Raw genomic sequence first — 21513 nt, 5'->3', positions numbered from 1 at the left:
TTTTTAATTTGTTTCAAATAAATTATCATCAACTAGATTAGGTAAAGTTACATTTAAATTAGGTTCAACTTCCATAGCACGTTTTATTGCAAAAATTGCTCCTTCATTTCTGGCCCAACTTCGTCTTGAAATACCATTGTTAACATCCCAAAATAACATTTGTTTTAATCGTTTTGATGCTTCCTTAGTACCATCAAGAACCATGCCGAAGCCACCATTAATTACTTCTCCCCATCCAACTCCACCACCATTGTGAATACTAACCCAAGTTGCTCCTCTAAAACTATCACCAATTACATTGTGAATTGCCATATCTGCTGTAAAGCGAGATCCATCATAAATATTACTAGTTTCACGATATGGAGAGTCAGTACCTGAGACATCATGATGATCTCTGCCTAATATAATTTCACCAATTTCATTGCTTGATATGGCTTGGTTAAAGGCTTGAGCTATCTTCATTCGACCTTCTGCATCAGCATATAATATTCTAGCTTGAGAACCTACGACTAATTTGTTTTCTTGAGCTCCTTTTATCCATTGAATATTATCAGCCATTTGCTGTTGAATTTCTTCTGGTGAATCTTTCATTATCTCTTCCAAAACATCACAAGCAATTTTGTCTGTTTTTGTTAAGTCTTCAGGTTTTCCTGAGGCACAAACCCAACGGAATGGACCAAAGCCGTAATCAAAACACATAGGTCCCATAATATCTTGTACATAACTAGGGTATTTAAATTCACGACCTATAGAAGATTTTTTAGACATTATATCTGCACCTGCCCTGGAAGCTTCTAATAAAAAGGCGTTCCCATAATCAAAAAAATATGTGCCCTTAGCAGTATGCTTATTAATCGCTTTAGCATGACGACGTAATGTTTCTTTTACTTTTTCTTTAAAAAGTTCAGGACTATTAGCCATCATCTCGTTAGATTCTTCAAAAGATAAACCTACAGGATAATAACCTCCAGCCCATGGATTGTGCAGTGAAGTCTGATCACTACCTAAATCAATATGAATATTAGCTTCATCAAATTTTTCCCAGACATCAACAATATTCCCTAAATAAGCTATTGAAACGGTTTCTTTTTCAGTTTTTGCTTTATTAACGCGATCAACAAGCTTATCTAAATCTGTAATTTTTTCATCAATCCAACCTTGATCTAATCTTACTTGAGTAATTTTTGGGTTCACTTCTGCACAAACGGTTATGCAGCCTGCAATATTTCCAGCTTTTGGTTGTGCACCAGACATACCACCTAATCCAGAAGTTACAAATAGGTTTCCTTCAGGTTCTTTATCTATTTTTCTAAAGCCGTTAAGAACCGTAATTGTTGTTCCATGAACAATTCCTTGAGGTCCAATATACATATAGCTTCCTGCAGTCATTTGCCCATATTGGGTAACACCCAAGGCATTAAATTTTTCCCAATCATCCGGTTTGGAATAATTAGGAATCATCATCCCATTGGTAACTACAACTCTTGGTGCTTCATTGTGTGAAGGAAATAAACCCATAGGATGACCAGAATACATGACTAGGGTTTGCCTATTATTCATTTCAGCCAAATACTTCATGGTTAATCTATATTGAGCCCAATTGGAAAAAACACCTCCATTACCACCATAGGTAATCAATTCATGAGGGTGTTGTGCAACAGCATAATCTAAATTATTCTGAATCATGAGCATTATAGCTGCTGCTTGTTTTGATTTGGCAGGATATTCATCAATTGGTCTCGCATACATTTCGTAATCGGGCCTTAGTCTATACATGTATATTCGACCGTAAGTATCTAATTCATTTTTAAATTCGTGCATTAAAACTTTGTGATGTTTTTTATCGAAATAGCGTAATGCATTTCTAAGCGCTAAAGTCTCTTCTTCAGTTGACAATATCTCCTTTCGTTTTGGAGCATGATTTATTGAAGAGTCATACAATTTTGGTTGAGGTAAAATATTTGGAATACCTTCTAATATTTGTTCTTTAAATGTCATTTTATAGTTCTTTTAGATTATTACATATTCTGAGTTTGAATATGATTAATCTAGGGATAACGAATATCCACACGATGGTGAATATTCGCGACTTTAACTTTATATGTCATTAAAATTAAATCCAAATTTATTTTTTCTGTGTATTTGTTTTTTTATTAAACCCATAAGGGCAATGTCTACAGCCACTCTCACAGCAATAACCTCTTTTTAAGTGATATTGTTCTGTGAAACAACGATAGCCTTCGGGTGTTAAATAATAATCCCCGTCTTCAATTGGGACAAATTCCTTCATGTTTAACAAAGATAATGTAAATTGGATTGATTTTTGAATAGAATAAATTGTGATTTTAATTTCAAAATATATTGTGCCAAGAGGTTATGTTGGGATAACATTATTTCCTTTTATGCTTCTAAAGCATAAAGCTCTGAAAGGGAAAAGAACTTTAATAAATCACGAAAGAATACATTTAAGACAGCAACTTGAGTTATTGGTTATTCCTTTCTTTATTGTTTATACTTTAGAATTTTTAATTAGACTCATAAAATATAAAAATTGGAAATTGGCCTATAAAAATATTTCATTTGAACGAGAGGCATATGAAAATGAACCTAATTTAAACTTTTTGGATAAACGAACTTTTTGGAATTTTATACATTATTTTTGATGCCTAATATGGATTCTCCAAGAACTGCAATAGTCCAACAAATTCCTCTGAAGGATGATTATAATATTCAACTTTATTTAAAGCGCGAAGATTTAATTCATCCTCATATTTCTGGTAATAAATATAGAAAACTCAAATACAATTTATTTAGAGCTTATAAGCTAAAAGAAGATACTTTATTAACTTTTGGTGGTGCATTTTCTAATCATATTTTGGCAACGGCTTATGCTGGTAAAATAAATAATTTTAAGACCATTGGAATTATAAGAGGTGAAGAGCTTGATGGGAAAATTAAAAGTAATCCAACCTTAAGTTTTGCAAAGTCTTGTGGTATGCAACTTTTATTTGTTTCTCGAGAGGATTACAAAAGAAAATCTAACTCTAATTATATTGAGTCTCTTAAAAAGAAGTTGGGTGAATTTTATTTAATTCCAGAGGGCGGTACAAATCAATTGGCCGTTAAAGGTTGTGAAGAAATAATATCTAAAGATGATGGTCAGTTTGATTATATATGTTGCAGTGTTGGCACAGGCGGTACTATTTCTGGTATTTTAAATGCATCAGAGAATCATCAAAAAATATTAGGTTTTCCTGCGTTAAAAGGAGACTTTTTAAAACAAGATATTCGTAAATTTGCAAAGAATGATAATTGGGATTTAGTTACAGATTATCATTTTGGTGGATATGGAAAAATAAAACCGGAACTAATTACATTTATCAATAGATTTAAAAGCGATTATAATATTCCTCTGGATCCCATTTATACGGGTAAAATGATGTACGGAATAGTTGATTTAATTGAAAATGATTTTTTCCATAAAGGATCAAAAATATTAGCTATTCATACTGGGGGTTTACAAGGTATAGCAGGTATGAATCTAAAATTGAAACGTAAGAATATGCCTTTAATTAACGAATGAAAGTAATTTATATATACATATTAGTGATACTTAGTATTGTTGTTTTTAGTTGTGGTCCTAAAAAAGGAATTGTGACTAAGAAGAAGAACAGTAAAAAGGTGGAGGTCATTAATAAGAAACAAGAAACAAGAGTTTCTGAAACTGATATAAAAGAAATTAAGACAGCTAAAATTCCTTCGTCAATAGATAAGTATATTGTTACATATGCAACTATTGCAAAAGATGAAATGAGAAAATCTAAAATACCTGCAAGTATAACTTTAGCTCAGGGTATTTTAGAATCTGGTTCTGGTCGTGGTCGATTAGCAGTTAAGGCTAATAACCACTTCGGAATTAAATGTCATGGATGGAAAGGAGCAAAAATCTATCATGATGATGATAAGTCTCAAGAATGCTTTAGGAAATACAGAAAAGCTGAATCATCTTATAAAGATCATTCTGAGTTTTTAACTGGTCGTAAGCGTTATGCGAAACTTTTTAAGTTGAAACCTAATGACTATAAAGCATGGGCCAAAGGTTTACGTGCAGCTGGCTATGCCACGGATAGAAAATATCCTCAAAAGTTAATTAATCTAATAGAGCGCTATAAATTGTATGAATATGACCAAGAGGTTCTTGGCGGAAATACACCTAAAATAGTTCGTATTAATAGTGGAGTATATAAGTATGTGATTGTAAATGGTGATACCCTATATTCGCTAGCAAAACGATACAATACTTCAGTAAAAGCCATAAAAGATTTAAATAATATGACCTCAAATGATTTAGCTTTAGGTCAAGAAATAATGATTCCGAATAAATAATATGTTATATCAAAGAAGTAGTGCTTTATTTAAAGCTGCAAAGGAAGTAATTCCTGGTGGAGTTAATTCTCCTGTTAGGGCATTCAGTGCTGTTGGTGGTACACCAATTTTTGCTAAATCAGCTAAAGGAGCATATGTATATGATGAAGATGGTAATCGATTTATCGATTATATCAATTCTTGGGGACCAATGTTACTAGGTCATGCATTTCCTCCTGTTGTAGATGCTGTTGTAGAAAAAACAAAGGCTGGTACATCTTTTGGTATGCCAACTGCTCTAGAAACTGAAATCGCTGAATTGGCTGTTTCGATGGTTCCAAATATTGACAAAATTCGTTTTGTAAATTCAGGAACAGAAGCTTGTATGAGTGCAATTCGTTTAGCTCGAGGGTTTACTGAAAGAGATAAGATTATAAAGTTTTCTGGTTGCTATCATGGGCATAGTGATTCGTTTTTAATTGCTGCCGGAAGTGGTGCGATTACGTTTGGAACTCCTAACAGTCCTGGAGTTACCCAAGGTACTGCAAAAGACACTTTATTGGCTAGATTTAATGCTATTGATAATGTAAAAGAATTAGTAGAAGCTAATAAAAATGAAATTGCCGCAATTATTGTAGAGCCAGTAGCTGGAAACATGGGCTGCATTCCTCCAGTAGATGGATTTCTTGAAGGTTTAAGAGCTGTTTGTGATACTAATGATATTCTTTTGATTTTTGATGAGGTTATGACGGGTTTTAGACTCGCAAAAGGTGGTGTGCAAGAATTAATGAATGTTAATGCAGATATTGTATGTTTTGGTAAAGTTGTAGGTGGAGGTTTGCCAGTTGGTGCCTTTGCAGCTCGAAATGAAATTATGAATCATCTAGCACCCCTTGGACCAGTCTATCAAGCTGGAACATTAAGTGGAAACCCATTGGCCATGGCAGCAGGTTTGGCTATGTTAAAATCTATTAATACTGACAAAGGATTAATGAATAGGTTAGAGGAGAAAACTAAATACCTCCATAAAGGAATATCAGATGCCTTAAACAAGAACAATGTAGTGCATACTATTAATAGAATTGGCTCTATGATTTCAGTGCATTTCTCGGAAGCTGCAGTTATAGATTTCGATTCTGCTACAAAAGGAAATAATGACACCTTTAAAAAATTCTTTCATGGGATGTTAGATAGAGGTATTTATATAGCACCTAGCGCATTTGAAACTTGGTTTATAACAGACGCATTGACGTATCAAGATTTAAATGAAACTATAACAGCAGTTGAAGAGATTGCAAAAGAATTATAAATAAAAAAGCCTCACATTTGTGAGGCTTTTTTATTTATAATTCTTTTGAACTGCTATTCAGTAAATGTTTTGTATCGCTCAAATTGCTCATCAGTTAAAATACCTTGCATTTTAGTTTCGAGTAATTTCTCAATTTTTTCAACAACAACTTCTTCTACGACAGCTACTTTCTTAAGATCTAAAGTTGCTTGTGTGTATTCTTTTACTGCTTGGTAAACCTGATCTCTCTGAGTATCATTAAACTTTACATATTTTCTTAAAGCTTCAGTTTTTTGTGCAGCTTGCGCATGTACTTCTTTCTTGTTGGTCTGTGCTATTGCTGACTCAGTTCCTAAAAGCATTGCAAATACAAATAAACACAGTGTAATTAACTTTTTCATTATGGATTAGTTATTTAATTTGGATACTAAAGTAACAATTTTATTCAATTAAAAGAAAAAGTATCGCCTAAGCGATACTTTTTTTGATTAAAGTTATATTAACTATTGTCTTTTTTTTCGTTTTCCTTTGCGTCTTTGTTTTTCAGGTTGCATTTTTTCAAATTTTGCATATTGTTCTGCTGTCAGTATCGTTTTAAATTCACGTTTTAATGCTATCATTTGATCCAATCTTTGATTTTGCATTTTTAAACGCTCTTCTTTAGACGGTTTTTCTCTTTTTTCATCATAACCTTTGCGTTCTTTTCTTTTGTTCTGATTAACTTCAGCCTGATTTAAAATTAATTTGTGCACTTTTCGTTGTTGAGCATCTGTAAGATCTAGTCTTAAGGTCATTTTTTTAGATTTTAAATCTGCAATATCTTTAGGAGACATATCTTTTCTCATATCCATTTTTTCGTGGCGTTCTGAGGATCGTTTTCTTTTTTCTTGTGCCACACCATTTAAAGTAAATAGTGCCAAGGCAATTACTAATATTTTTTTCATTTTTATAATTGTTTTATGTCATGTTAGTTAAGACCAAGCCTCATTTGTTTAGTTTAATTAGAGTTCAGTATTTAACAGTAATTTTAACAATTAGGTTGTTTTTATTAGAAGAAGTGTTGTTTGGTAGAGATTTCCTTGTTCTATTTTGTTTTTTAACCAAGCGAAAGAGCTTAAGACAAAAATATCTTCTTCGTAAGCAGATGACCATTCAAATGAATTTCTAATTTTAGTTTTGAATTTTTCAGTAACTATTGATTCAGGTTTTTTATAATATTGCTCAGCAAAATTTAAAAAAGTCATGATTCTTAATTGATTGGTGTCTTTGAGATAATTGGTGTAACGACGTTTGAAACTTTTAAGTCTTGAATAAAATAAATTATCTTCTTGTAGTTCTATATATAGTAAAAGTTCGGCAACGTTCTTTTTAATAACCCAATCGATTCCAGCTTTTTCAATATAATATTTATCTGTGTGATAGAATTTAGATACTATTAATTTGGCTTTATGGTATTCGTCATTTTGAAAATAGAACATTAAAAGTGACAGATGCAAGTCTAACATTGATTCTAAGTCATTATGTTTTTTTTCAATGCTGTTTTCAACTAGGGCAATAGCTTCTTCTTGTTGTTTGGTATAGTTGAGGTTAAGAGCTTTAACTAAAGTTTTCTTTAAGGTGAACTCTTTTTTGTGAACACTTCTATTAGATTGCATGAGTTGTTCCATCTCAGAAATATAATTTAAAGAGGCTTCAAATTTTTTGTTTCTGAAAAGCGTATTAGCAATAATATATACAATCTGAATTTGATAATATAATTGCTTGTCTGTTTCCTTCTTCCTTTTTAGGATGTCATAACTCTTTAAAACAAAATCCTCAATTTGAAAATATTTTGTAGTCACTGAAGCAGATATATTGGCAATTGCTAATATTTGATATAAAGATTTAAAAGATAATGATTGATTAAGTTCTATATGAGACGCTTTTAGAATGTGATTAAGCTCGGTCTCAAAGTCTATGATTTTACCTTCATAGCTAATAGCATTTAAAACTGTTTTTAACTCGGCGTAAACAACATTTAATCGATCTTCGAGTTGATGTTTTTTTTGATTTTCTTGTTGCTTATAAATTAAAGTTTTTAAATCAACTTTTGGATAATCTGAAGCATACTGAATTTTAGTATGATAAATTTCATTAAGTATAGGGAATAGTGAATATTCATCTGCCAAATGTTCGGCCTTATCTAAAATTTTATAAGCTATATCGAAGTTTTTCTGAAGAAGATATGTACGAGAAGCTAGAATGTATTTAATGATTTTCATATCTATAGAATTCTCATCTTCTAGATTTTTATTTGCTGTAAAGTCAATTAAAGATTGAAATAATCGCTTTCTAAGTGCATGATAGGCATTACTCTTTTCTGTTTTGTAAAGTTGTTTGCAAATCGTTATAGAATCATTTTCAGGATGAGATAGCAGCTTAAATAACTGAATGTTTTTTGTATTCTTTCTTTTGTTTTTTTGATGAAGGTAAGAGATGAATTTTTGCTGTTCTTCTGAGTTTAAAGTTTTAATTATAGATTTTAGATTAATCATTTAATCGTCATTAATTATTATTATAAATAAATAAAAATAATATTATTTATAATTATTTAAAAAAAATATATCGTCAGTATTTTAATAAAATTAGTTTTTATCACTGAAATTTAAGCCGCAGATTTGTCTCATAATCATCAAAACAATTATTATGAATTTTAAACCAAAAACTAAAGAATTTATTAAGATTTGTGTGTTTGCTATAACTATGAGTTTGGTAGCGATACATTCAAAATCAATTTCTAATTATTTAATAGACTCTTATAATAGTAAAGTTGACTTTTTGGCGAATAATACATTAGGTACTACTTATTTGACGAGTTATTAGAATGAAGTTGAAAAATCTAAATATTGCGTTTTTCATTACAACTGGTATTTCTGTTTTTGTATTTATCTATTTGGTTTTTCTAGGATATGATGAAATAAAAACACTAAAAGATGTTATAAAAATTATTGCATCAGTTTTGTTTCCATTACCACTATTGTTTTTTGTCCGATTTATAGTCATTGAACATTTTCTGCCAGAAAACACAGATGAGTATAAGATTAAAAATCAAAAGCCAGCTACTTTTCTATTATTGGTTACTGTAGTTGGTGTGATATTAGTAATGCAATTTCTAGAGTTTCTAATACATAAAAAACTTGAAGATGCTTTAGTAATTGCACACCTTATAAACTCAACAACAATTAGTTCCTATGTGATGAATTTTCTTTTATACAATAACCTTAAAGCTAATGGTATTTTAAGTGGAGTGCTTATGGCTTTAGCAATACATATTTTCTTTTTGTCTGCTTAGATTAAAATAATCATCAAAATTTAAAAATTATGAACATTATTAAAACACCAAAGACTAAGACTAACTCTGGGAAGAGAGAATTACTATTTACGTTTCAAACTATAATAGTAACAGGATTATTAGCTTTCATGGCTATTGCTTTTTTCTTTTATAATAATCTATCTGTTGTAAAAGGTATTAAAGTGGTTTTTGCCCCATTTCTATCAGTTGTACCATTACTATTTATACTTTCAATATTACGTGATTTACGAAAAGGTTTTATTGAAGGGAATTATACAAAACAAGAGATTCTAAAATTTGGATTAATAACTCTTGGGATAACAATTGCGTTCACAGGAATTACTTTATTACTCTCTAAAATAGATGCATTAGAGATTTTGTTAGCAGGTATAATTGCCATATTAAGTGCTGTATTTTTTTTACGAAGTAAGATAAAAGATATTCTTGGAATGTCTATTGTTACAGGTATCGCTGAAGGCATCATTGTGTATATGATATTCTTTTTTTGATGATAGGTTAGTTAGTAACCCAAAACCTCGTAGATTGGTTTAGAGCTGCGAGGTTTTAAATTAAACAGATCATGAAAAATAGATTAACAAAATACCTCACGGAGTTTTCCAATACAAAACTTACACGACCTGTTTCTGATAGAATAAGACTTATTGAAATTAGTGCAGTCACTCTAACAGCTATAGGAAAATTTCTATTTGTAGATTATCTAAATATGAGATTACCTTTTGTGCTAATTACAATTTTTGGTTGGTCTAGTTACGTTTGGTATCGTTATAAAAAGGATAGTTTAGTACTTAAGGATTGGGGTTTTAGATTAGATAATTTTAAATCGGTTTTAAAACTTGTTTTGCCATTTGCAATCATTTCGATTCTATCTTTTTTTCTCATCGGCTATTTTCAAGGTACTTTAAATATGACTTGGCACATTTTGCCACTATTAATTACCTATCCAATTTGGGGCAGCGTGCAACAATTTTTAACTATTGGTTTGGTTGCAGGTAATCTCAATAGTTTAAAGAGTCTAAAACTTAAAAAGGGAGTAATTATATGTTCTACTGCTATTCTGTTTTCAGTTGTTCATTATCCTTCAAGTTGGTTAATGTTAGGTACATTTATTCTAGCTTTATTTTATGGGTATGTGTATTTAAAGATTAAGAATATTTATGTGTTAGGGGTTTGTCACGGCTGGTTAGGTGCATTGTTTTATTACACTGTTGTAAATCAAGACCCTTTTGCTGATGTATTTATGAAATATTTGTAATACTTAAATTTTCCTATCTTGTAGGAAGTAAGATAGAATTATGGCATACTGGGTTTCAACCGCACTTTTAATTTTAGCAATATATATTGGTATAAGTATTGCCTTGTACTACTTGCAAGATTATATGTTATTTAAACCAGAAAAGTTGCCCAAGGATTTTCAGTTCGATTACGAAAACCAAGAAACAAAAGAGTATAATTTAGAAACTAGAGACGGAGCTGTTATTAATGGCTTACGATTTTTTCCAAAAGGTGAAAGTAAAGGTGTGGTGTTATATCTCAAAGGAAATTCTAAAAGTATAAAGGGTTGGGGAAAATTCGCTGTAGACTTTACCAGACATGGTTACAATGTTTTAATGGTAGATTATCGTGGCTTTGGAAAGAGTACAGGGAAACGTTCTCAAAAAGCAATTAAACGCGATTTACAATTAGTTTATAACGAGATAAAGAAATTAACAACAGAAGACCGAATCATTCTCTATGGTCGCTCTTTAGGTTCAGGTTTTGCAACAAAATTGGCATCAATGAATAATCCAAAACTATTGATTTTAGATGCACCATATTATAGTCTAACCAAAGTTACAGCGCGTTATGCTCCTTTTATGCCATTGTCTTTATTGATAAAATATCCGTTACCAACCTATAAATGGTTGAAATATGTACAATGTCCTATTCATATTATTCATGGTACACACGATAAGTTGATTCCTTATAAAACAAGCGTGAAATTATCTCAAATAAAACCAAAACTTACTAAACTGCATACGGTAATTGGAGGTGGACACAAAAATTTAAATAATTTTGAATCGTATCACAATATGTTAGATGATATCCTAAATAGTCAACCCAAAACCTTAGATTTAGAAACTACAAGTATTAATGTCATTCACTCTTCAAAAAAATCTAAAAAGAAAGCTTAAAAAGTTCGCAATTGTTCTTTTTGGTTTATATGTTATGATAGGATCTGCACTTTATTTTTTTCAGGAAAAAATATTATTTCTGCCAACAACTTTAGAACAAGATTATAAATATCAATTTAATTATGATTTTGAAGAATTATTTCTAAAAACTGAAGAAAACGTAACTATAAATGCACTTCACTTTAAAGTAAATAATCCAAAAGGAGTCATTCTTTATTTTCATGGTAATGCTGGTGATTTAAGTCGATGGGGAACTATAACTGAATATTTCTCAGCCATGAATTACGATGTTTTAATAATGGACTATAGGACCTATGGAAAAAGTGTAGGTAAATTAAGTGAACAGGGTTTTTATAAGGATGCACAATATTGTTATGATTATTTATTGAAAAACTATTCTGAAGATAAAATCACTTTATATGGAAGGTCTTTAGGAACAGGAATAGCATCTTATTTGGCCTCACGCAACAATACTAAACAACTCATTTTAGAAACACCTTATTATAGTATTTTAGATGTTGCAGAACATCGCTTTCCTATGCTTCCTGTAAAGCAATTGTTAAAGTATCATTTCCCGACTCATCAGTACTTACCTAACGCTAAGTGTCCAATAACCATAATTCATGGTACTGACGATAGTGTTGTGCCATATTCATCAGGCAAGAAACTTTCAGAACTAGGCTTAATTAATTTGAATTTAGTGACAGTTAAAGGTGGAGACCATAATAATCTTATTGAATTTGACAGTTATCATAAAACTATAAAAACAATACTTCCTTGAAATGGGTTTTTACTCATTGAAAAGCTGAACACACTCATTTTACATTACTATTCTCTAGTTATCATAATACTTTTAGTTGAATCAAAAACGAAAAATTATGAGAACAAAGTTAAAAGTTTTAGTAGGAATAATAGGTTTAGTTATGTTATCTATTGTTTCAGTTTTATCTATTAATAAAACTTCAGATGTAAAAGAAATAGCTGAAGTTAAAAGAGAGAAAGGTTGCGTATTTATGACCACTTTTGGTGAACAATCTTCTGAAGGTTATGCCCAATTTAAAATTAAAGAGAATATACAACCTGTCGTCAGTGATGGTTTAGTTTGGTTGGCAAAAGCACAACTAGAAAATGGGGGTTATGGAGCAGGAAGTCATAGCAGGCAAGGTGAGATGAATCCTCATGCAGTTGAGGCTGATCCTGCAACAACGTCTATGGTTGCTATGGCTATCCTTAGAAGTGGAAGTACACTCAAAAAAGGGGGATATAAAGATCAACTTAATAAGGCATTGGAGTTTTTATTAACTCAAGTAGAAAGTATTTCTAATGATGATGCTTTTATAACTTCTGAAACAGGAACACAGATACAAAGGAAATTAGGAAATAATATAGATGCAGTATTAACGGCTCAATTCTTCTCAAACTTATTAAAAGGTAAAATAGATAAGAAAACTAAAAGACGTGTTGAAAAATGCTTAGATATATGTGTGGATAAAATTCAGAAAGCAACAGGGTCTGACGGTAAAGTCAGAGGTGCTGGTTGGGCTGGTGTTTTACAATCTGGTTTGGCAACTAGTGCTTTAGAATCTGCTGGTTCGGTTGGTGCAACTTTAGATGAAGTAGTAGTAACAAGCCAAAAACAATATTTAAATAGTAATTATGATGAAGAATCTAAATCGGTAAAGACAGCTGATGGTGCTGGTATAATATTGTATTCAGTTAGCAATTCTGTAAGAGGTTCAGCTAAAGATGCGAGGAAAGCTAGAGAGTTAATCGCCAAAGCCAAAAAAGAAGGTAAATTGAAAGTAGATGACAAGGTAACTGTCGAGAATTTGGAAGATATAGGTATGACAAAAGGTGAAGCTATTGCTTATACATCTTCTTATAATGTTTATAATGCATCAAAAGTACAAGCCCAGAGAAATGATGTGATGTCAGGTTTTGGGAATAATGGAGGTGAAGAATTTTTAAGTTTTTTACAAACTGGAGAATCTATGGTTGTAAATGATGATGATGACTGGAAAACTTGGTATGATAATGTTTCAGGAAGATTAATGAAAATACAAAATGACGATGGTAGCTGGAATGGACACCATTGTATTACAAGTCCTGTATTTTGTACAGCAACTAGCTTGTTAATTTTGTCTATTGAGAATGATATTGAGAATTTGAAACTGACAGGTGAGGATTAAAAAGAATTTCAAATTCTCGAATAAAAAAGGCTTCAAGATAACTTGAAGCCTTTTTAAATTATATAAACCTATTTCTTATTTAGGATCTAAAATATCATTTACACGTTCTACAGCATCTGAGATATGAATTCTACTCATAGCATCTCCACCACGAGCTGAACGCAACTGGCTACGTAAAGATTTTAGTTCTGCTCTTACTACAGCTCTAATATCTGATTGACTAACATTTACTGATGTACCACCAAAGAATCTTCTAAATTGAGCTGGTATCGATGGCTGTTCATTGTTCATTATAAACTCTAAACGCTCAATATAGGCACGTTGTAAATTACGTCTGTAAATATCTATTCTCTTACCAGAACGTAGCTCGCTAAATAAACCTTTTCTAACATCCTTCATCATATCATAAAGACCGTAAGCATCAGAACCATTTAAAGTTTCATTTTCTAGCATACGTTGCATTCTACCAAAATCGAGCATGTTGTTCAAGGTTCTAGTTTGAATGCCTCCTACACGCTCAATACTACCAGCACTTTCAATTTTATTAAAGATATTTTCATCTAACATCCAAGATGGGGTAGAGAATAATTGATCTTGTAAAAATTTCATAGCCTTTTTCTGATGCTCTTTAGTTACATGTGTATAAACAGCTCCTTCTTGATCATATGTTTTATATATTTCATATACACCACCAATATTAGAGGCGACATGTCCCATATAGCGATTAAACTGACCAAGTACTTGACCATACATAGTTTGTAGATCACTGTAGTTTTTTCCATCTTCAGATGTCCACTCAATTAGATTTGGTACAATCCTTTTAAGGTTTGCAATACCATACTCTGATGCTAACACAGCATCATCACCTAAATCTTCAGTTTGAGAACTTGGATCAATTACACCAAATTGCTGTCTTCCGAAGCGATATATTGGGTCTCCAGCATGTTTTAAAATCCAACTATCTAAAGTTTTCTTTTCTTCTTTAGCAGACTTAGCATCTAAAATAGGTCTGTAACCCCATTCAATTGCATACTTATCATAAATACCAATATTTGGCATTAAAGCCACACCTTCATCTCCTGGTTGTGCAACATAATTAAAACGCGCATAGTCCATAATTGATGGTGCAGTTCCATATTTTTTTGTGAATTCTGGATCTCTCAATTTTTCTACTGGATACGCAACACTACTTCCCATGTTGTGAGGTAAGCCGAGTGTGTGTCCTACTTCGTGAGCAGATACGAAACGAATCAATCGTCCCATAACTTCGTCTTTAAAAGCAACTCCACGTGCATCTGGATTAATCGCTGCAGTTTGTACAAAGAACCAGTTACGTAATAATGTCATTACGTTATGGTACCAATTAATATCACTTTCTAAAATTTCACCAGAACGTGGATCACTAACGTGTGGTCCGTTAGCATTTGGTATTGGTGAAGCTAAATAACGTACAACAGAATAGCGTGCGTCCTCTGGAGACCACTCTGGATCCTCTTCTGCAGTTGGAGGATCTTTAGCAATTATCGCATCTTTAAAACCTGCTGCTTCAAAAGCAACTTGCCAATCTTCAATACCTTGCTTAATATATTTTTTCCATTGATCTGGTGTAGCTCTATCTATGTAGTAAACTATTTGCTTCTTAGGAACAACTAACTCACCTCTCTTAAATTTTTCAATATCCTCTTCTTTAACTTCTAATTTCCAGCGATCAAGGTAAGTTAACCTTTTACTTTCTTGTGCTGTTAAACCATAATCTGTAGTTCCGCTTGTAAACCATCCTACACGTTGATCAAACATACGACGCTGCATAGGTACTTTAGGTAATAAAATCATAGAATTATTAATCTCTAAAGTAATTGCTCCAGTATTTGAGTTTGAAGGTGGACGGCCTGCAGAATATGTCTTTACAGTCCTAGACTCAATGTTTGTAGGATACGATTTAAGGCTTTCAATATATGAAAGCTGACCATCTAAACGTGTAATTCTATATTGCTGTCTTCTTCTTTGCGGAAAACCTAATGGCTTCACATCTTTAGCAAATAAATTTGTTACATCAATAACAGTGTTTAAAGAATCTTTACTGAATGCCTTTATAGGAAATGTAGCTATCACTGGTTCTAGATTAGAATTTACAACAGCTTCGTGCACAGGTAATGAGTCTGCAGCTACCACTTGGTGAGATACCATACGTAGTAACACTTTTTTATCCTTCTTTTGCCAACGCAATACTTGTTCGCTTAGTTTTCCTCCACCAAAGCCTAATCCGGCTGCAGTTTTAGAAATACGAGTTACCATTAACATTTCTCTTTCGAAAAGAGAATCTGGAATTTCATAAAAATACTTGTCATCTACCTTGTGAACAGCAAATAGCCCTTTATCGGTTTTTGCTTTTTTAGTAATAACCTTATTGTAAGGTTTAATATCATTTTTACCAGGTTTCTTAGCTGGCGGTTTTGCCATCGCAGTTGTACCTTTTTTCGATTTGCTAGCTTTCTTGGCTGTAGAACATGAAAATGCCAAGAATACTGAAACTACTAGAAGTAGTTTAATTGATAAGTGTTTCAAAATAGTCGGTTTTGTTAAATTTTTATGAAAGTACGGATTCTGTTAAAAATCTTTCAAAATCTTAACCGATTTTAGTATTTTTTTAACGTGATTCTTAAAGTGTGTCTAAATAAGCTTGAATGAGTTCTACTCCTTCTGTGTGAAGAATAGTTGTCCCAATAAGAGGCATGCTTATCCCTTCATTATAGTCCGATATTCTAAATTCAATAGTTTCTTTTCTTTCTACAATCTTCGAATCTACTAGTGAAGTCTCATAAGCAAAATTAGTGTCTGATTGATCTTCGCACTGACCACCTGGAATATGACAGCTTGCACAGTTGACATCTAAATAAGCTCTAGCACGATCTTCTATAGAGTAAGTATCATCTTCCCAGTTAGGAAGCGATCTAACACTTGTCGAATTAGTTATACCATTTAATCGACCATTATCTATAAATCCTTGTAATTGGTTACTACCATTTACATTAAAATTCATGCTTCTTAATTTTGGGCCAATAGGTTTAAGATTGTCAAAACTCTGATGACATGTAAAGCAATCTGTATTAGATGGTATTTTATAATTTACAGATTGTGTAATCCCATCATTATCAATCCAAGATACTGGAAGTATACTACTGTCTAGGTCAAGAAAAGCCTCAGTTTGTTCGCCGTTCCATTTATAATTTCCAGACTCCCAATTACCATTAATTTTAATAAGGACTCTAGTTTCAATAATTCGCCTGCCCTCATCTAAATCACGTTCGTTATTATTATAAAAGAAGGTTTTAGCTATAACTGTATTGTCAGGGAAAATAGGTAATCCATCACCATCATATGTCATACTTGTGCCATCTGGCAGAGCTATAAGACGTTGTTTGTGCGCAAAATCTGAAAACAAGGTTGTATTAAGATTGTATTCAAAAGCTAGCGAGGTAATATTTAAATCGTATAAATTATTAGAAAACAAATTTAATTCGGATAAGGTAGGCCTAAGTTCAGGCACTACTGCTGGTTCTAATGTTGTGAAACTATAGACATTGGTGTAACTACTTAAATTATTGGAACTACAAATGGTTTGAATATACACATCGTAAGTTGTGTTGGCCTGTAAAGCTGTAAGTTGAGTTGAGAGATTAGTTTCAGAAACTATTACGCCACTGCCTAGTACAAATCCTGATATGCCATATTCTAGAGTATAAGATGCTGAGTCATCTGTATTGTTCCAAGTAATTATTGCTGAATTTCGAGTTATTGAATTTGCAGCTACATTAGTTACAATATCGCAAACTGGTGTAAAACTATCATCCTTATCACAAGCATGTAAAATAAAAGCAAAGACAAATAAAATAGTTAACTTTTTCATTTTTGGGGGAATTTTCTTTTTCTAGCGATGACAATTTACTAAAAATGAATGGATTTTTAACAGTTTCAGTATTAATTGATTAAGTACTATTACCAACTTAACCTATTGAATTAAGATAAAAAGCGTTTAATTTTTTTGAAATTTTCCGATGAGAAGTGAATGATCAGACCTTGCATAGTTTTGTTTTTCTAAACTTAATGGCTTATAACTATTATTAATCCAAATATGATCTATTTCTAATAAAGGTATGCCATATGGCCAAGTAGCAGTAAACCCATTCTGATAATCTCTAAAGGATTGATAGTTGTCTCTATAAGCTTTAAAATAAACACTTCTATGAGGCGTATTAAAATCACCTAAAATGATATCTGCTTTATATTTTTTAGAATAGTTGATTATTTGCCCTAGAGCATTTTCTCTGTTGTAAAAAGGGGTTGAACGAATATCTACAATAACAATAGTTTTTGGGTATTCTTCACCAATTTTCAAATGATTGAGTTTAAAGCTTTCTTGCTCGTATATTTCATTTACTAGTTCGATTTTTTTTCTAGATAAAACAATCATATCATGCTTTAAAAACAAAATATTGTAATCTTCTATTAAAGTTTGAAAATCTTTATTGAAACTATTTTTTTTATGGTATGCTTCCACAAGTATTATAGTTTCAATATTTTCATCTGCAATGATATTTGATAGTATTTTAATATTGTAATCCTCTTGAGTCGCTATGTTCCAAAATAAAATTGAACTCACTTTTCCTTTTATATTTTGATTAACATGAGAAACGTGATAATTTTTGTACCAATAAATAGAAAATACTAAACCTGAAAAGATTAGAAAAATAAAATATTTTTTATTGCTGTAGAACAGGGGTGTAATTAATAACAATAAAAGAATTAAAATAAGTAATGGAAACGAATAAAAAATTATACCAGTAAAGTAAAATTTATCTTTTACTACAAAATGAATTATTAACAACAAAGCATATCCTATGAGTAGATATGCTTTGTTTTTTTTTAATAATTCAATCATGGCTTATACCATTTCTACAAACAAGCCTTCATCAGTTTTTTCAACCTTAGTTAGTCCATGTTTGCCTAAACCTTTTATGCCTTTATCCCAGCCTTTATTACTTAATCCAGATTGAGATTTAAGTACTGTTAAGTCCATTCGTTTTTGAGATTTTAAAATCTCAAAAATTGCTTTCTCATTGTCGCTTAAAGCAACTTGTTTTTTCTCTGGTCGCATCTGAGGGAAGAATAATACTTCTTGTATACTTTGATTGTTTGTTAAGAACATAATCAATCGATCCATACCAATTCCCATTCCAGATGTAGGTGGCATTCCGTATTCTAGAGCACGTAAAAAGTCGTGATCTATAAACTCAGTAGCTTCATCATCACCTTTTTGAGCCAGTTTTAATTGGTGCTCAAAACGCTCGCGCTGATCTATTGGATCATTTAACTCAGAATACGCATTTGCAATTTCTTTACCGCAAACCATTAACTCAAAACGCTCAGTTAATTCAGGGTTTTCTCTATGCTCTTTACACAATGGACTCATTTCTTTTGGATAATCCGTAATGAACGTTGGTTGTATGTATTTGCCTTCACATTTCTCACCGAAAATCTCATCAATCAGTTTGCCTTTACCCATAGTCTCATCGACTTCGATATGCATACCTTTCGCGGCAGCTCTAATTTCATCTTCAGATTTATTGTAAATATCAAACCCTGTAAATTCTAAAATAGAATCACGCATCGTAATACGCTTATATGGCGCTTTGAAGTTGATATTGTGTTCACCAAAAGTTGCTTCAGAAGTTCCGTTTACAGCAATAGCACAATGCTCTAAGAGTTGCTCGCAGAAATCCATCATCCAATTATAATCTTTGTAAGACACATAAATTTCCATAGCAGTAAACTCAGGATTATGCGTTCTATCCATCCCTTCGTTACGGAAGTTTTTAGAAAATTCATAAACTCCATCAAAACCTCCAACAATTAAACGTTTTAAGTATAACTCGTTAGCTATTCGCATGTATAATGGAATATCCAAACTATTGTGATGAGTTATAAATGGACGAGCCGCTGCACCTCCGGGAATTGGTTGTAGGATAGGTGTCTCTACTTCAAAATAACCTGCATCATTGAAAAACTGACGCATGGCGTTAAATAACTTTGTTCGCTTTACGAAAACCTCTTTGACATGTGGATTTACAGCTAAATCAGCATAACGTTGTCTATAACGTTGCTCAGGATCTGTAAACGCATCATAAGTAACTCCATCTTTTTGTTTTGGAATTGGTAATGGTTTCAATGCTTTACTTAGTAGTTGAAATTGTTTCACCATAACGGTTTTTTCACCAACCTTAGTTGTAAAAAGTTCTCCTTCAATACCAACGAAATCTCCTAAATCAATTAGTTTTTTAAAGACATCATTGTACATGGACTTATCTTCACCAGTACAAATTTCGTCTCTATTAAAATATACCTGAATACGACCTTCGCTATCTTGTAATTGCGCAAAAGAAGCTTTTCCTTGAACATTAATAGCCATTAGACGACCTGCGATAATAACCTGTTTACTCTCAGTAAAATCAGATTTAATCTGTTTTGAAGTATGGTTTACTGGAAATAAATCTGCTGGATAAGGATTAATCCCTAAAGCACGTAATTTTTCTAACTTTTCGCGTCGTACTAATTCTTGTTCTGAAAGTTGCATTCTTGTTATTTTAGAACTGCAAAATTAAACTATTTAGAAAAATTAGAGAACTACTTTTTAATTTGATTTTATGACCTTCAAATTTTCTTTAAGGTCTTCGTTTTCAGGATGAAGAATCACAGCTTTTTCAAGCACTTTAATTGCTTTTTCTTTATAACCAGAAACACCTAAAGTATTCGCTAAACTCATAAAACTTCTTGCTTGGTCGGGAAATAATTCTGTATTTAAAGTAAATACGGCAATAGCTTCTTCTTTTCTATCAGTACTAAAGAGGATACGACCGTACGTATTTAGCTCGTACATACTAGAGACTTTTTCTTTGTAAGTCTTTAAAAGTTTTTTTTGCTTTCTTTTTAATCCTTTTATCCCTTTCTTTTTTATGATGTCATCAACTTTAGTAACGATTTGATAGTTTGATTTATAGTCATTATTAGTGATGATTTTCTGAATGTCTTCTTCAAAAGTTTTAACTGGGTGCTCAACAATACGATTAACTTCCGTTCCATTTTTATAGAAAATTACAGTAGGTACACGATGTATATTTAAACCTTTCTCTTCGTGCTGAGGACTTTGTTTGTACATACCAGGTTGTCTGCTAACAGCTACAACGGTTAATTGATTCATCGGGAAATTACTAGCTTCTAAAACTTTATAAAGTCTTGGCACTACTTTTTTGCTATCTCCACACCATGTGCCCATAAATAGAGTTATTGAATAGGTTCTTAATTCTGAAGCTATTTGGCTAGTGATTGCAGTATTTGGTACATAATCTTTGTGATTTGTATTGAACCATGATTTATAATTATCTCCTTCTAAACCGCTTTTATCTATTTTGCCAAGCAAATATGGTGTCTTTCCTTCTGTAATTATTTCTTGATTTAAAGATTGTGCATTGAGCTGAAAGGCTAATATAAGTGAACTTATGATTGATACAATATTCGTTTTCATTATGACGATTTTGAGATTAGAATTGAAGTGAGTTTGTCTGTTTGAGTGCAGTCGAGAAGCTTAGAGTTTAGTTCTTAAAGCATTTCGACTGCAGTTAGTATGACAATTGATTCTTATTTAGCAGCGATAATATTCCCTTTAATCTTAAGGATTTTATTTCCGCTTTCAGCATTAGAAGTCACAGTAATTGTTTTGGTAAAAGCTCCTAGTCTTTTAGTATCGTACTTAATGTTTAACTGACCTGTTTCACCTGGTAGAATAGGTGTTTTAGAATAACTTGGAACAGTGCAACCACAAATGGTTTTTACATTTGTGATTAAAAGTGGGGCATCACCTTTATTTGTAAACGTGAAGAGACTTGTACCTTCTGAATTTTGAATAATAGTACCATAATCAACAACTTGTGTTTTAAATTTTATGATAGCTACTTTAGAGTTGCTCTTGTCAAATTCTGTTGGTGCTGCATTAAAAAAGCTTAACGCTAAGACTAAAAGGATTACAATGTTAATAGTTCGTTTCATGATTAAAATGTTTTATAATTAATAATGAAACAAACATCGAGTATGTCA

At 31.8% G+C, this 21513-nt stretch carries 21 protein-coding genes; 10 read left to right on the top strand and 11 right to left on the bottom strand.

Going from position 1 to position 21513, the window contains the following annotated elements:
- Positions 1 to 3: 3 nt before the first annotated feature.
- Both WPG_RS03280 and WPG_RS18175 read right to left on the bottom strand, forming a co-directional pair.
- On the bottom strand, positions 4 to 1998 hold the full coding sequence (locus tag WPG_RS03280) for a urocanate hydratase (RefSeq protein ID WP_045469311.1): 1995 nt from the start codon (positions 1996 to 1998) through the stop codon (positions 4 to 6).
- Between the two features lie 127 nt (positions 1999 to 2125).
- Positions 2126 to 2290 (bottom strand): DUF5522 domain-containing protein, encoded by a 165-nt coding sequence (locus tag WPG_RS18175; protein WP_171817149.1) that lies wholly within the window; start codon positions 2288 to 2290, stop codon positions 2126 to 2128.
- A gap of 381 nt (positions 2291 to 2671) precedes the next feature.
- On the opposite strand from WPG_RS18175, the gene WPG_RS03270 reads away from it, so the two are divergent.
- The 3 genes from WPG_RS03270 to hemL are packed head-to-tail and all read left to right on the top strand — an operon-like array spanning position 2672 to position 5674.
- Complete coding sequence (locus tag WPG_RS03270; protein WP_045475117.1) at positions 2672 to 3583, top strand: 1-aminocyclopropane-1-carboxylate deaminase/D-cysteine desulfhydrase; 912 nt, start codon at positions 2672 to 2674, stop codon at positions 3581 to 3583.
- Positions 3580 to 4386 carry a glucosaminidase domain-containing protein gene (locus tag WPG_RS03265; protein WP_045469305.1) on the top strand — a complete coding sequence of 269 codons (807 nt, stop codon included), beginning with the start codon at positions 3580 to 3582 and terminating at the stop codon, positions 4384 to 4386. Before WPG_RS03270 ends, WPG_RS03265 begins: the two co-directional genes overlap by 4 nt.
- 1 nt (position 4387) lies before the next feature.
- Entirely contained in the window at positions 4388 to 5674 is a 1287-nt protein-coding gene (gene hemL / locus WPG_RS03260; protein WP_045469302.1) for a glutamate-1-semialdehyde 2,1-aminomutase, read from the top strand.
- 53 nt (positions 5675 to 5727) lie between these two features.
- On the opposite strand, the gene WPG_RS03255 is transcribed toward hemL, so the two are convergent.
- From WPG_RS03255 to WPG_RS03245, 3 genes are all read right to left on the bottom strand, one after another.
- A complete protein-coding gene (locus WPG_RS03255) occupies positions 5728 to 6054 on the bottom strand; it encodes a hypothetical protein (RefSeq protein ID WP_045469298.1) in 327 nt (108 codons plus the stop codon).
- 102 nt (positions 6055 to 6156) lie between these two features.
- Positions 6157 to 6597: a hypothetical protein gene (locus tag WPG_RS03250; RefSeq protein WP_045469295.1), complete on the bottom strand. Its 441-nt coding sequence runs from the start codon at positions 6595 to 6597 to the stop codon at positions 6157 to 6159.
- Positions 6598 to 6687: 90 nt separating this feature from the next.
- A complete protein-coding gene (locus tag WPG_RS03245) occupies positions 6688 to 8187 on the bottom strand; it encodes a hypothetical protein (protein WP_045469292.1) in 1500 nt (499 codons plus the stop codon).
- A gap of 151 nt (positions 8188 to 8338) precedes the next feature.
- On the opposite strand from WPG_RS03245, the gene WPG_RS18170 reads away from it, so the two are divergent.
- The 7 genes from WPG_RS18170 (at position 8339) to WPG_RS03215 (ending at position 13365) form a co-directional block, all read left to right on the top strand.
- Positions 8339 to 8515 carry a hypothetical protein gene (locus WPG_RS18170; RefSeq protein ID WP_171817148.1) on the top strand — a complete coding sequence of 59 codons (177 nt, stop codon included), beginning with the start codon at positions 8339 to 8341 and terminating at the stop codon, positions 8513 to 8515.
- A gap of 1 nt (position 8516) precedes the next feature.
- Positions 8517 to 8984 carry a hypothetical protein gene (locus WPG_RS03240; protein WP_045469290.1) on the top strand — a complete coding sequence of 156 codons (468 nt, stop codon included), beginning with the start codon at positions 8517 to 8519 and terminating at the stop codon, positions 8982 to 8984.
- A gap of 29 nt (positions 8985 to 9013) precedes the next feature.
- Positions 9014 to 9493, top strand: coding sequence for a hypothetical protein (locus WPG_RS03235; protein ID WP_045469286.1), 480 nt, complete (start codon positions 9014 to 9016; stop codon positions 9491 to 9493).
- A 71-nt stretch (positions 9494 to 9564) separates the two neighbouring features.
- Complete coding sequence (locus tag WPG_RS03230) at positions 9565 to 10257, top strand: CPBP family intramembrane glutamic endopeptidase (protein WP_045469283.1); 693 nt, start codon at positions 9565 to 9567, stop codon at positions 10255 to 10257.
- 40 nt (positions 10258 to 10297) lie between these two features.
- The gene (locus tag WPG_RS03225) at positions 10298 to 11176 is read left to right on the top strand and encodes an alpha/beta hydrolase (protein ID WP_045469280.1); all 879 of its coding nucleotides are present in this window, start codon (positions 10298 to 10300) and stop codon (positions 11174 to 11176) included.
- Entirely contained in the window at positions 11136 to 11957 is an 822-nt protein-coding gene (locus tag WPG_RS03220; protein WP_045469278.1) for an alpha/beta hydrolase, read from the top strand. Before WPG_RS03225 ends, WPG_RS03220 begins: the two co-directional genes overlap by 41 nt.
- A 97-nt stretch (positions 11958 to 12054) precedes the next feature.
- Positions 12055 to 13365 carry a hypothetical protein gene (locus WPG_RS03215; protein WP_045469275.1) on the top strand — a complete coding sequence of 437 codons (1311 nt, stop codon included), beginning with the start codon at positions 12055 to 12057 and terminating at the stop codon, positions 13363 to 13365.
- A gap of 75 nt (positions 13366 to 13440) precedes the next feature.
- Here the strand turns inward: WPG_RS03215 and WPG_RS03210 are convergent, their stop codons facing one another.
- The 6 genes from WPG_RS03210 to WPG_RS03185 all read right to left on the bottom strand — a co-directional run bounded on the left by WPG_RS03210 (position 13441) and on the right by WPG_RS03185 (position 21465).
- Positions 13441 to 15933 carry a zinc-dependent metalloprotease gene (locus WPG_RS03210; RefSeq protein WP_045469272.1) on the bottom strand — a complete coding sequence of 831 codons (2493 nt, stop codon included), beginning with the start codon at positions 15931 to 15933 and terminating at the stop codon, positions 13441 to 13443.
- A 91-nt stretch (positions 15934 to 16024) separates the two neighbouring features.
- Positions 16025 to 17272 (bottom strand): fibronectin type III domain-containing protein, encoded by a 1248-nt coding sequence (locus WPG_RS03205; protein ID WP_231850245.1) that lies wholly within the window; start codon positions 17270 to 17272, stop codon positions 16025 to 16027.
- A 126-nt stretch (positions 17273 to 17398) separates the two neighbouring features.
- Positions 17399 to 18304 (bottom strand): endonuclease/exonuclease/phosphatase family protein, encoded by a 906-nt coding sequence (locus tag WPG_RS03200; protein WP_045469269.1) that lies wholly within the window; start codon positions 18302 to 18304, stop codon positions 17399 to 17401.
- Positions 18305 to 18307: 3 nt separating this feature from the next.
- The gene (gene lysS, locus WPG_RS03195) at positions 18308 to 19996 is read right to left on the bottom strand and encodes a lysine--tRNA ligase (RefSeq protein WP_045469265.1); all 1689 of its coding nucleotides are present in this window, start codon (positions 19994 to 19996) and stop codon (positions 18308 to 18310) included.
- Between the two features lie 57 nt (positions 19997 to 20053).
- Positions 20054 to 20944, bottom strand: coding sequence for a thioredoxin family protein (locus WPG_RS03190; RefSeq protein WP_045469262.1), 891 nt, complete (start codon positions 20942 to 20944; stop codon positions 20054 to 20056).
- A gap of 113 nt (positions 20945 to 21057) precedes the next feature.
- Positions 21058 to 21465 (bottom strand): DUF1573 domain-containing protein, encoded by a 408-nt coding sequence (locus tag WPG_RS03185; RefSeq protein ID WP_045469259.1) that lies wholly within the window; start codon positions 21463 to 21465, stop codon positions 21058 to 21060.
- Positions 21466 to 21513 lie beyond the last annotated feature (48 nt).

Source organism: Winogradskyella sp. PG-2, from assembly GCF_000828715.1.
Classification (GTDB): domain Bacteria; phylum Bacteroidota; class Bacteroidia; order Flavobacteriales; family Flavobacteriaceae; genus Winogradskyella.
Note: the sequence above shows the minus strand (reverse complement) of the source record. Positions and strands in the feature narration are given on the sequence as shown.

Bases quoted from the DNA above. Each gene is read 5' to 3' on its own strand.
- WPG_RS03280 (WP_045469311.1), bottom strand. From the start codon at position 1,998: ATGACATTTAAAGAACAAATATTAGAAGGTATTCCAAATATTTTACCT.
- WPG_RS18175 (WP_171817149.1), bottom strand. From the start codon at position 2,290: ATGAAGGAATTTGTCCCAATTGAAGACGGGGATTATTATTTAACACCC.
- WPG_RS03270 (WP_045475117.1), top strand. From the start codon at position 2,672: ATGGATTCTCCAAGAACTGCAATAGTCCAACAAATTCCTCTGAAGGAT.
- WPG_RS03265 (WP_045469305.1), top strand. From the start codon at position 3,580: ATGAAAGTAATTTATATATACATATTAGTGATACTTAGTATTGTTGTT.
- hemL (WP_045469302.1), top strand. From the start codon at position 4,388: ATGTTATATCAAAGAAGTAGTGCTTTATTTAAAGCTGCAAAGGAAGTA.
- WPG_RS03255 (WP_045469298.1), bottom strand. From the start codon at position 6,054: ATGAAAAAGTTAATTACACTGTGTTTATTTGTATTTGCAATGCTTTTA.
- WPG_RS03250 (WP_045469295.1), bottom strand. From the start codon at position 6,597: ATGAAAAAAATATTAGTAATTGCCTTGGCACTATTTACTTTAAATGGT.
- WPG_RS03245 (WP_045469292.1), bottom strand. From the start codon at position 8,187: ATGATTAATCTAAAATCTATAATTAAAACTTTAAACTCAGAAGAACAG.
- WPG_RS18170 (WP_171817148.1), top strand. From the start codon at position 8,339: ATGAATTTTAAACCAAAAACTAAAGAATTTATTAAGATTTGTGTGTTT.
- WPG_RS03240 (WP_045469290.1), top strand. From the start codon at position 8,517: ATGAAGTTGAAAAATCTAAATATTGCGTTTTTCATTACAACTGGTATT.
- WPG_RS03235 (WP_045469286.1), top strand. From the start codon at position 9,014: ATGAACATTATTAAAACACCAAAGACTAAGACTAACTCTGGGAAGAGA.
- WPG_RS03230 (WP_045469283.1), top strand. From the start codon at position 9,565: ATGAAAAATAGATTAACAAAATACCTCACGGAGTTTTCCAATACAAAA.
- WPG_RS03225 (WP_045469280.1), top strand. From the start codon at position 10,298: ATGGCATACTGGGTTTCAACCGCACTTTTAATTTTAGCAATATATATT.
- WPG_RS03220 (WP_045469278.1), top strand. From the start codon at position 11,136: ATGTCATTCACTCTTCAAAAAAATCTAAAAAGAAAGCTTAAAAAGTTC.
- WPG_RS03215 (WP_045469275.1), top strand. From the start codon at position 12,055: ATGAGAACAAAGTTAAAAGTTTTAGTAGGAATAATAGGTTTAGTTATG.
- WPG_RS03205 (WP_231850245.1), bottom strand. From the start codon at position 17,272: ATGAAAAAGTTAACTATTTTATTTGTCTTTGCTTTTATTTTACATGCT.
- WPG_RS03200 (WP_045469269.1), bottom strand. From the start codon at position 18,304: ATGATTGAATTATTAAAAAAAAACAAAGCATATCTACTCATAGGATAT.
- lysS (WP_045469265.1), bottom strand. From the start codon at position 19,996: ATGCAACTTTCAGAACAAGAATTAGTACGACGCGAAAAGTTAGAAAAA.
- WPG_RS03190 (WP_045469262.1), bottom strand. From the start codon at position 20,944: ATGAAAACGAATATTGTATCAATCATAAGTTCACTTATATTAGCCTTT.
- WPG_RS03185 (WP_045469259.1), bottom strand. From the start codon at position 21,465: ATGAAACGAACTATTAACATTGTAATCCTTTTAGTCTTAGCGTTAAGC.